11 protein-coding genes are annotated in these 9,471 nt (G+C 69.1%); 6 read left to right on the top strand and 5 right to left on the bottom strand.

Annotated elements, in window-relative coordinates:
- Together CCN37_RS22790 and CCN37_RS22785 are read right to left on the bottom strand one after the other, a co-directional pair.
- A partial coding sequence (locus CCN37_RS22790) for a DUF222 domain-containing protein (RefSeq protein WP_143261752.1) occupies positions 1-578 on the bottom strand: 578 nt, incomplete at its 3' end.
- Between the two features lie 277 nt (positions 579-855).
- Complete coding sequence (locus CCN37_RS22785) at positions 856-1,824, bottom strand: isopenicillin N synthase family oxygenase (RefSeq protein WP_086824420.1); 969 nt, start codon at positions 1,822-1,824, stop codon at positions 856-858.
- A 142-nt stretch (positions 1,825-1,966) separates the two neighbouring features.
- On the opposite strand from CCN37_RS22785, the gene CCN37_RS22780 reads away from it, so the two are divergent.
- The gene (locus tag CCN37_RS22780) at positions 1,967-2,377 is read left to right on the top strand and encodes a hypothetical protein (protein ID WP_086824418.1); all 411 of its coding nucleotides are present in this window, start codon (positions 1,967-1,969) and stop codon (positions 2,375-2,377) included.
- Between the two features lie 48 nt (positions 2,378-2,425).
- Here the strand turns inward: CCN37_RS22780 and CCN37_RS22775 are convergent, their stop codons facing one another.
- The gene (locus tag CCN37_RS22775; RefSeq protein ID WP_210408162.1) at positions 2,426-2,800 is read right to left on the bottom strand and encodes an FKBP-type peptidyl-prolyl cis-trans isomerase; all 375 of its coding nucleotides are present in this window, start codon (positions 2,798-2,800) and stop codon (positions 2,426-2,428) included.
- 267 nt (positions 2,801-3,067) lie between these two features.
- On the opposite strand from CCN37_RS22775, the gene CCN37_RS22770 reads away from it, so the two are divergent.
- Both CCN37_RS22770 and CCN37_RS22765 read left to right on the top strand, forming a co-directional pair.
- The gene (locus CCN37_RS22770) at positions 3,068-4,663 is read left to right on the top strand and encodes a carboxylesterase/lipase family protein (RefSeq protein WP_246843231.1); all 1,596 of its coding nucleotides are present in this window, start codon (positions 3,068-3,070) and stop codon (positions 4,661-4,663) included.
- Between the two features lie 134 nt (positions 4,664-4,797).
- The gene (locus CCN37_RS22765) at positions 4,798-5,331 is read left to right on the top strand and encodes a hypothetical protein (protein WP_143261751.1); all 534 of its coding nucleotides are present in this window, start codon (positions 4,798-4,800) and stop codon (positions 5,329-5,331) included.
- 4 nt (positions 5,332-5,335) lie between these two features.
- Here CCN37_RS22765 and CCN37_RS22760 read toward each other — a convergent pair whose 3' ends face one another.
- Positions 5,336-6,136 carry an IclR family transcriptional regulator gene (locus tag CCN37_RS22760; RefSeq protein ID WP_086824413.1) on the bottom strand — a complete coding sequence of 267 codons (801 nt, stop codon included), beginning with the start codon at positions 6,134-6,136 and terminating at the stop codon, positions 5,336-5,338.
- Positions 6,137-6,258: 122 nt separating this feature from the next.
- Here CCN37_RS22760 and CCN37_RS22755 point away from each other — a divergent pair, with 122 nt between their 5' ends.
- Both CCN37_RS22755 and CCN37_RS22750 read left to right on the top strand, forming a co-directional pair.
- Positions 6,259-7,458: an aromatic acid/H+ symport family MFS transporter gene (locus CCN37_RS22755; RefSeq protein ID WP_086824411.1), complete on the top strand. Its 1,200-nt coding sequence runs from the start codon at positions 6,259-6,261 to the stop codon at positions 7,456-7,458.
- Between the two features lie 110 nt (positions 7,459-7,568).
- A complete protein-coding gene (locus CCN37_RS22750) occupies positions 7,569-7,889 on the top strand; it encodes a hypothetical protein (RefSeq protein WP_086824409.1) in 321 nt (106 codons plus the stop codon).
- Positions 7,890-8,217: 328 nt separating this feature from the next.
- Here CCN37_RS22750 and CCN37_RS22745 read toward each other — a convergent pair whose 3' ends face one another.
- Positions 8,218-8,787, bottom strand: coding sequence for a TIGR03086 family metal-binding protein (locus CCN37_RS22745; protein ID WP_086824407.1), 570 nt, complete (start codon positions 8,785-8,787; stop codon positions 8,218-8,220).
- A gap of 210 nt (positions 8,788-8,997) precedes the next feature.
- On the opposite strand from CCN37_RS22745, the gene CCN37_RS22740 reads away from it, so the two are divergent.
- Positions 8,998-9,471, top strand: a 474-nt coding sequence (locus CCN37_RS22740; protein ID WP_246843230.1) for a DUF6359 domain-containing protein, incomplete at its 3' end; no start/stop codon positions are given.

Here is a 9,471-nt window from a genome sequence, read left to right as displayed (position 1 = left end):
TTCTGGTCCAGGGTGCGGTCGTCTTTGGGCAGGGATCGGGCGATGCGGTTGATGTGGTCATAGACCATGGCGGCGTCATGGGCGGTCATCAGTACTCGGAGCAGGGCCATGCCGTCGTCCTGGTTGATCTTCTCCACCAGGCGCGTCTTCCGCTTCTCCTGAAACCGGCGCTCAGCAGCAGTCGGATCGAGTCGGTGGATGAACCGGACCGCGTACTGGCGGGTGGTCGAGTACGGGTTCTTCTCCGCATGCGCCAGCAGGGCTTCTTCAGCGATCGCCGCGTGCACGACCGAGAGGACCCGCACCAGGTCGATGATCATGAGCGCCTTGCCCTCATCGACTCGGCCTTCGGCCAACGCCTTGAACACTCCCGGGCGGGAGGTCAGATCCGTGGCCCGGTCGATGAGCCTGGATGCTTTGACCCGCGATACCCGGAGTTCACGCATGAGGATTTCTTCAGAGAATTCCTGGTCGCGTGGATCGAGGTCGGAAATGTAGTCGAGCAGGGTCACGGAAAAGTCCGCTACGGCTTTGCCCATGCCGGTGAAGGCCGCCTTCAAGACGGCATCGGAATCCATACTTCTATTCTACGCCGATTAAATAGACGATCATGGCTCTAAGGGGTGAATTCCCAGGCGTCCGCAACGCCGAAAAGGCAACCCCCGACTAGCGGAACACGCGGCTGGAATGGTCGGCTTTACCTGGGGTGCGCGTGCCATACGCTCGCGCGGGGGCCGGGTTCACTACCCGTGCCCCTGTAAGGCCCAGGGGCACGCGCAAGGGGTTCCCAGGTCAAGCCGACCCACCGCTGGAACCGGCGCAAGCTGGAAGCCCAGCCGTACCCAACCAAAAACCTCACACAGAAATCGACGCCAACTTCCCCCGAAGATATGCGTCAGCCAACACCGGCGGATACTCCCGAACCCCCACCGGCGGCCCCAACGACGACACCCACGTCTTCGGCGAGCACTCGTAGAAGAAGATCAGCGACACCAGCTCCTCCTGCGGCGCCCGTGGGTCCGGCGGCAGCACGCGGTGCCGGGTGGAACGCCACCGGTCCCCGGTCCACCTGGCCAGCAGATCCCCGATGTTGATCGTGAACGCCGCCGGGTCGTACGGTGCGTCGACCCATCTGCCGTCGAGGGTGTGCACCTGCAACCCGCCCAAGCCCATTTCGCGGTCGAGGATCGTCACGGTGCCGAAGTCGGTGTGCGGGCCGATGCGGAACTGGCCGGGTTCGGGCTCGCCGACGTCGGTCAGCGGCGGATACCGGTTGATGTTCATGGTGAACGACGGGTGGCGCGTTTCCCGGGTGAAGAAGTCCTCGTCCTTGTCCAGCGCGACGGCGCACACGGTCAGCAGCTCGTCGGCGAGCGCGCGCATTCGGGACAGGTATTCCTCGGCGTGCGCGCGCAGCGCCGGGGATTCGGCGGGCCACACGTTGTCGGGGAACCAGAACTCGTCCAGTTCGGCGTCGCCGGTCTTCTCTTCGGAGCCGACCGAATAGGTCTCCTTGAGATCTGGAGGCGTGATGGTCCCCTCGGCGAGCCCGTTGGCCTCGACGCCGGGTGGGAGCCAGCCGCGGTACCCGACCGGCACGGCGTAGCGCCGCTTCACCGGCTCGGGCTGGGCGAAGAACTCCCTGGCCGATGCCCGGACCGACGCGCGCAGCTCGGTGGGCACGCCGTGGCCGGTCACCAGCAGGAAACCCGACTCGCGCAGCGCACTGTCCACTGTGGACGCGACGGCGCGGCGGTCGGACGCCGAACCGTGGAACCAGGGTTCGAGGTCGATGCTGGGGACGTCGTCGTGGGGAACAGTCATGGCCACCCTCCGCTCGCGGGACCCGCCCCGACATTCTGCCCACAACCGAAGCCGGGGCAAGGAAACCTTGAACCGCCGGGTTGTGCGCGCGCCAGCCCCCGGGCGAGATTTCCGGCCGCACGAGCGAAAGGACCACCCGAAGATGAAGCGCGCGCTGCTGTCCGCGGCACTGGCCGTCGTGGTGACCGTCGGCCTGGCGAGCCCGGCCTCGGCCGAGGCGATCGCCAGGTTCTCCAGTGCGGACGGCTGGGCCAAGGGCTCGGTGACCTGGGGCAAGTCCAGCTACATGCACTACCCGATGACGCTGTCCGTCGAGTACCACCCGACGCCGGGACACGGCCGCGTCGGAGTGCAGGTTGAGGTCGCGCTGCGCGCCCAACCGAACTACACGTGGAAGTACTTCGCGGGCCCGGACTCCCACGCGGGGAGCCGGACTCAGCGAACGGTCTACGAGACGCTGACGCCGGTCACCGGCATCAAGCTCCGCGTCTGCCGCCACATGCTCGACGGCACCGACAGGTGCGGCAAGCCGACCAGGTTCTACCGCTCCTGAAACGCAGACGGCCCGGGTGCGTGACCCGGGCCGTCTGCGAAGCGAGAACTAGTGCACCGCGAGCAGGTCCACCACGAACAGCAGCGTCTCGCCGGGCTTGATCACGCCGCCCGCGCCGCGGTTGCCGTAGCCGAGGTGCGCCGGGATGACCAGGTGGCGGCGCCCGCCGACCTTCATCCCCTGCACGCCCTGGTCCCAGCCGGCGATGACGCGGCCGCCGCCGAGCGGGAACTCGAAGGTCTCGTGGCGGTCCCAGGACGCGTCGAACTGCTCGCCGGTGGAGTGCGACACCCCGACGTAGTGCACGCTGACGACCTTGCCGGCCGTCGCCTCGTCGCCTTCGCCCACGATGAGGTCGGTGACGACCAGGTCAGCGGGCGCGTCGCCCTCGTACTTGTCGACCTCGGGCTTCTCCAGGGCCATGCCGGCTCCTCCTGTGCTGTTGCGCTCCAGTGCTGAGCCCCCATCATGCGGTGTGCGCCGAACGGGACGCGTACCGGGTTCGCCTTCACGTTAATTAACTCGATCGAGGTAGTTTTCCCCGGCGTGTTGTGGTCAACTCGTGCGGGCTCGATGAATTGCCGTTCCGGCGACCATGATGAATAACATGAAAATCGCATGACAAAGGGCACTTGAGATTCATGACCAACGGCCCGGTCCGCGCGATCGACGAGTGGGTATTCCTTTAACATGAGCACGCGACGTGTCTCCCCGATCCTGCTGTCCGCCCTTCTCCTGATGGCTGTCGGCTGCGCCGGACCGCTCGGTCCCGCCGGGGACGACGGCGGACTGCTGCGCACATCCGCCGGAACTCTGCGCGGGGTGGCGACTCCCGAGCACCGCACCTTTTCCGGCATTCCCTATGCGGCCGCGCCCTCCGGCCCGCTGCGCTGGCGCTCACCGCAGCCCGCGCAGTCCTGGACCGGGGTTCGCGACGCGACCAAGCCCGGCAACGCGTGCCCGCAGGAGTCCACCGAGTACGCGCAGTCCGACAGTTCCACCGAGGACTGCCTGTTCCTCAACGTGACCGCGCCGCGCTCGGCGACACCGCGCGCGCCGAAGCCGACCATGGTGTGGGTGCACGGCGACGGAGTCGTGGGCGCGGGCAGCTACTTCGACGCCCGCCAGCTCTCCGGGACCGGCGACGTGGTCGTGGTGACGATCAACTACCGCCTCGGCGTCTTCGGCGGCTTCGCCCACCCGGGCCTGGCGGACTCCGGCTCGTTCGGGCTTCAGGACCAGCAGGCCGCGCTGCGCTGGGTGCGGGACAACATCCGCCAGTTCGGCGGCGACCCGGGCAACGTGACGCTCTTCGGCGAGTCCTACGGCGCGCTGGCCACTTCGGCGCACCTCACCGCGCCGGGCTCGAAGGGCCTGTTCCACCGGGCGATCGTGCAGAGCGGGTTCGCGCTGATGGACCTGCCGGCCGGGACGATGACGCCGGACCTGCCCGCGATCGAGTGGTACGGCTGGAGGTCGCTCGCCGACGCCGCAGGCGACGGTGCCAGGATCGCGGCCGAGGTGGGCTGCGCGGACCCCGCGCGGGCGTTGGACTGCCTGCGCGCGGTGCCGGTGGCGAAGCTGCTCCCGCACATGAGGTTGTTCCAGCCCTTCGCCTTCGGTACGACGGTGCTGCCGGAGCTGCCCGCGAAGGTGCTCCGCGAAGGCAGGGCCCAGTCCGTTCCGGTGATCACCGGGACCACGCGCGACGAGCACACCACGTTTGTCGGGCTCTTCCACGACATGCTGGGCAAACCCGTGACACCGCAACGGTTCCCGCAGTTGGTGGCCGAGGCGTACGGCGACCGAGCTTCTAAGATCATCCCGAATTACCCGCTCTCCGACTACGTGTCGCCGAGCGTGGCCTGGTCGGCGCTGCTGACCGACGGGATGTGGGCGCGGGCGAACTTCGAGCAGGCGAGGCTGTTCGCGGGGAAGGCGCCGACCTACCTGTACTCCTTCGCCGATCGCGGCGCGCCGATGTACCTGCCGCTGCCGCCGAGCCTGCCGCCGGGTGCCTACCACGCCGCCGACGTGCCGTACCTCTTCCGCGACGCCGACTTCGAGGGCCGCATCCGCCCCGAGCAGCGCACGCTCTCCTCGGACATGATGCGGTACTGGGCGAACTTCGCGCGCTCGGCGGACCCCAACGGACCGTCGCTGCCGAAGTGGGAGCCCTTCGGCGCCGGGGAGGCCGCGCAGCAGCTCGCGCCGGGCGAGCGCAACATCGGCCGGATCGACTACGCGGCTCAGCACAAGCTGGCGTTCTGGAACTCCCTGAGGTGATCCACTCGCTACTCAACGTAGCGAGATCTGACTACTTTGTGTGATGGCTGCGACAAAGGGGCTGCTCAGGCGCGCCTTCGGGTTCTACTTGGCGAGAAATCGCTGAATATGGTTAGAGCCTGACAAGGATGTTCATGCGCCGCTCGCTCTCCTCCGCCCTGGTCACCACCCTCGCCGCGGTCGTGCTCGCCGGGGCGGCGATCCCCGCCGAGGCCGCCGGTCCCCGGCACACCTTCGCCAGCCCGTCGCCGTCCTACAAGCGCACCGACTCCAACGGCACCTTCACCGCCCAGGTCAGCGCGCGGTGGATGGCCAACGACGCCGTGACGATGCCGTGGTTCTTCACCGTCGCGCCCAAGATCCGCGCGATCGCGGCGGGCCGGATGACCTGCAAGGCCGGGCACATGCAGCTGCCGTACTCCGACCACCACGCCAACATCGCGGTGACCTACACGTGGCACTCGTCGGTGCCGAGGAACGCGCGCAACAAGAACTACGACATGTGGGGCCACTGCGCGTTCCCGGTCAACGTCGGCGGCAAGACCGGAATGGCGAACCTGCGCTTCTCCTTCGCCTACCGGGTGAGCGGCCCCGCGCAGCGCTCGGCCGTCGCGCCGCAGGCGGAAGAGGGCGGCACCGAGTACCACAGCGAACTGACTATCTCCTGAGCCGCTAGCCCGGTGCGCTGAACGTCTCGCGGTGCACCGGGCCAGGCAGCCGACGTGCGCTGGGGGAGCCCAGTGCGCGCGAGATTCCCCGCGCTGCCGCGCGCACGGCGGGCAGCAGCGCGTAGGCGTCGCCGTTCTCCGAGGGCACCACGACGGAGATCGCCGCGACCACCGCGTCGTCGTGGTCGTGCACCGGGGCCGCTACGGACACGGCGATCAGCTCGATCTGACCGTCACTGATCGCAAAGCCCTGGCGTCGCACCTCGGCGAGAGCCCGCCGCAGCTCGGCTCCGCTCGGGATCGTCCTATTGGTGAACCGCTTGAGCGGCAAGGAGAGCACGGCCTCCTGCGTCTCGTGCGGCGCGTGCGCGAGCAGCACGAGGCCCACCCCGGTCGCGTGCGCGGGGAGCCGTCCGCCGACGCGGGTGAACACGTGCACCGCCTCGCGGCCGGACAGGCGCTCCAGGAACACCGCGTCGTGCCCGTCGAGCACGGCGAGCTGCACGTTCTGGTGCGTCGCCTCGTACAGGTCCTCCAGGAAGGGCATGGCCGTCTCGCGCAGACCGAGCCCGCGCGGGGCCAGTGCGCCGATCTCCCACAGCCGCAGACCGATCTGGTAGCGGCCCGCGCCGTCGCGCTCCAGGCCTCCCCACGCGGTCAACTCACCGACCAGGCGGTGCGCGGTGGTCAGCGGCAGTCCCGTGCGCCGGGCGATCTCCGACAGCGTGAGCCGCGTGCCGCCCGGGCTGAACGCCTCCAGCACGCTGAGCAGCCGCGCGGAGACGCTGGGCGGTGGGCTCGGCATCGCGGCGCCTTTCGTCGGTGGGAGACTTCCAGGGCTTCCGGTGAACGGAAGATCTCTGTGCGCGGGGGAAGTGTTGCCAGCACCCTTGGCGCACCGCAAGCCCTTCTCGCGCCGGAGGTCTCATGGCCACGCAGGACCAGGTCCAGCTCAGCGCACGGTGGGTCCTCCCGCTGTGCTGGAGCGCCGTGCTGCTCGACGGCTTCGACCTCGTGGTGCTCGGTTCCGTTCTGCCGACGTTGCTGGACGGCGCCGTGTGGGGGCTGACCCCGGCGAGCGCCTCGGTGGTCTCGACCGTCGGCCTGCTCGGCATGATGGTCGGCGCCCTGGTGATCGGGACGGTCACCGACCAGATCGGCAGGCGCAGGGCCCTGGTGTTCGCCGTGGCGGGCTTCTCCCTCTGCACGGCGCTGTGCGCGGTCGCACCGTCAGCGGAGGTGTTCGGGCTGCTCAGGTTCCTGGCCGGGATCGGGCTCGGCGGGTGCCTGCCGACCGCGATCACCCTGGTCACCGAGCAGGCGCGGGAAGGCCGGGTCAGCGCAACCACGACGATCATGACCGGCTACCACGTCGGCGCGGTGCTCACGGCGCTGCTGGGCATCGTGGTCATCCCGGAACTGGGGTGGCGGGCGATGTTCCTGATCGGCGCCGCGCCCGCGCTCGTGCTGGTACCGCTCATGATCCGCCACCTGCCGGAGTCGGAGTCGTTCTCCCGCAACGATTCCACATCACCGCTGGCCACCATCGCGTCGTTGTTCCGCGATGGGCGCGGCCGGTCCACGGTGGCGTTCTGGGCGGCCTCCTTCATGGGGCTGCTGCTGGTCTACGGCCTCAACACGTGGCTGCCGCAGATCATGCGCGCCGCGGGCTACGAACTCGGCGACGCGCTGGGGCTGTTGCTGACGTTGAACATCGGCGCGATCGTCGGCCTGCTCGTCGCCGGTTCGATCGCCGACCGCCTCGGAGCGCGCCGTTCCGGGATCGCCTGGTTCTCCGTCGCCGCGCTCGCGCTCGCGCTGCTCAGCGTCCGCCTGCCGCAGCTCGGTGTCCACGCCGCGGTGTTCGCCGCCGGGTTCTTCGTGTTCAGTTCGCAGGTCCTGGTCTATGCCTACATCGGGCGGGTCTACCCGGCGGACAACCGCGCGACGGCACTGGGTTGGGCGGCCGGGGTCGGCAGGATCGGCGCGATCTCCGGGCCCGTCCTCGGCGGCGCGCTGCTCACCGCGGGACTCGCATACCCTTGGGGTTTCTACGCTTTCGCGGTCGTGGGCGCGCTCGGCGCGGTCGCGCTGCTCGGCGTCGGCAAGGCGTACCAACGGAAGTAGGGTCCGCATCGAGAACTCTTCATCGGCCCGCGCGTTCATCCTGCGAGGTTCTGGGTACCCGGCTAGCGTTGCCGGCTTCGGTCGCCGAGATCCCCGGAAGGGAGAGCGGAATGCTCGTTTTCACCCCCACGGCCATCGAGGTCGTCCGCACCATCACCTCCGCGGAGGGGGTGCCTGACGGATCAGGACTGCGGATCGCCGCCACCCCCGACGGCGGACAGCCCGGAGCCCTGGAGATGTCGATCACGCCAGGCCCCGAGGAGGACGACCAGATCCTCGCGGGCGAGGGCACGCACGTCTTCCTCGACCCGCTCGCCGCCGTGTACCTCGACGACAAGATCCTCGACGCCGAGGTCACCGACGACGGCCAGGTCGCCTTCGCCCTCGGTGAGCAGCAGGAGCAGCCCACCGAGGAAGCCCCCGCCCCGTAGCCGACCTTCCCGTTTCGTACTCATAGCGGCCAGCGAACCCGCTATGAGTACGAAACGGCGAAGCACACCCGACACCCCGATCGCACCACTGCGGTCAGCCCACTTTTCGACGTTGTGGCAACGCGTTGCGCAGGAGAGCGCTCCCCAATCGCAACAAGTAGCCACAACGCGAAAAGCGCCACGCAGGGGCCGGATCGCGTGCTGCGAGGCGGTGCGTTTGCTGGTCTTCAACCGCGCCAAACCCTTGCGGTGCGACGGGGTCTGGGGTGGTTGACGACGATCGACAAGCGGGTTGGGCGGTCTTGAAGACACCCCGGCCCCTGGGCGGCTAGTTCGGAGTGCGGCCGAGGAAGGCCAGCAGGCGCTCGCCCGGGGTCGCGTCGTCGGCGACCGGGTTCTCCGAGCCGAACATGCCGGACAGGCGCACGCGCCGTTCATGCTCCTTCATGGCGCGCAGGCACTCCGTGGCCAACGCGTCGTCCAGGGTGAATTCCACATCTGCGGCGCGCGCCAGATCCCACGCGTGCACGAGGGGTTCGACCAGTCCGCTGTCCAGGATCTCGTCCACAGTGGACGGTCCGCCGGGATAGGTGGACACCGGGCGCTGCGCGAGACCCGGTTCGGCGAGCGCCGCGCCGACCTCGGCGTAGGTGGCGCGCCACGCTCCGCGCGGGTCGTCGCCGATCCTGGCGGCCGGGTCCTCGTCCGGCATGGTCGGCCGCTTCCCGGCGATCCACGCGAACAACATGTCCTGCGAGCTCAGGACATGGCCGACGACATCGCGCGCGGTCCAGCCCCTGCACGGGGACGCGGCGCTCCACCGGTCCTCGGGCACCGCCCCCGCCACCGCGTCGAATCCCGCCATGGCCAGCTGGTACCGCGCAATCGCGTCGCTCACCGTGCTCCTTCCGCTGCTTCGAGTGCGGGCAAGGCTATGCGACCGGCAAAACGCGACGGCTTCTCGTCTCCTGGCTGAGTGGCTGAGTTGGCGCTCTGACAACGGAAAGCCTCAATCTGTTCACTCTTCGGAGAAGATTGAAAGCCTCCCTTCCCTCGTTGGGGCGGGGTCCGGACACTCTCCGTCAACGTCGGGGAGAGGACACCGCCTGTGCTTGCCACCCGGAGAAGTCGCTGGAGTTCACTGGCCGTCTCGTTGGGCGTCGTCGCCGCGGTCGTGCTGGTCCAAGGTCCCACCACCGCGAGCGCGGCCACCCCGCTCACCGTCGCCCAGGCGATGGGTCAGCAGAACGGCTCCTCGGCGACCGTGCGCGGCTACGTGGTCGGCCAACCGACCGCCGCGTCCACGGTCGTGCGCTCGAACTTCCCCCCTGACACCGCGATCGCGCTGGCCGACACAGCGAGCGAGACCGCGACCTCGCGGATGCTCTACGTCCAGGTCACCTCGTCCTTCCGCGCCTCCTACGGCCTGCGGAGCACGCCGAGCCTGCTGGGCAAGCGGCTGGACGTCACCGGCAAGCTCGGGCCGTACTTCACCCACGCCGGGCTGACCTCGCCGACCGCGATCGCGCCGAGCGGCCCCACGACGCCGCCGCCCACGACCACGCCGCCCCCGACCACGACG

Source organism: Allokutzneria sp. NRRL B-24872, assembly GCF_002155965.1.
Lineage (GTDB): Bacteria > Actinomycetota > Actinomycetes > Mycobacteriales > Pseudonocardiaceae > Allokutzneria.
This window is presented reverse-complemented; position numbering and strand designations above follow the sequence as displayed.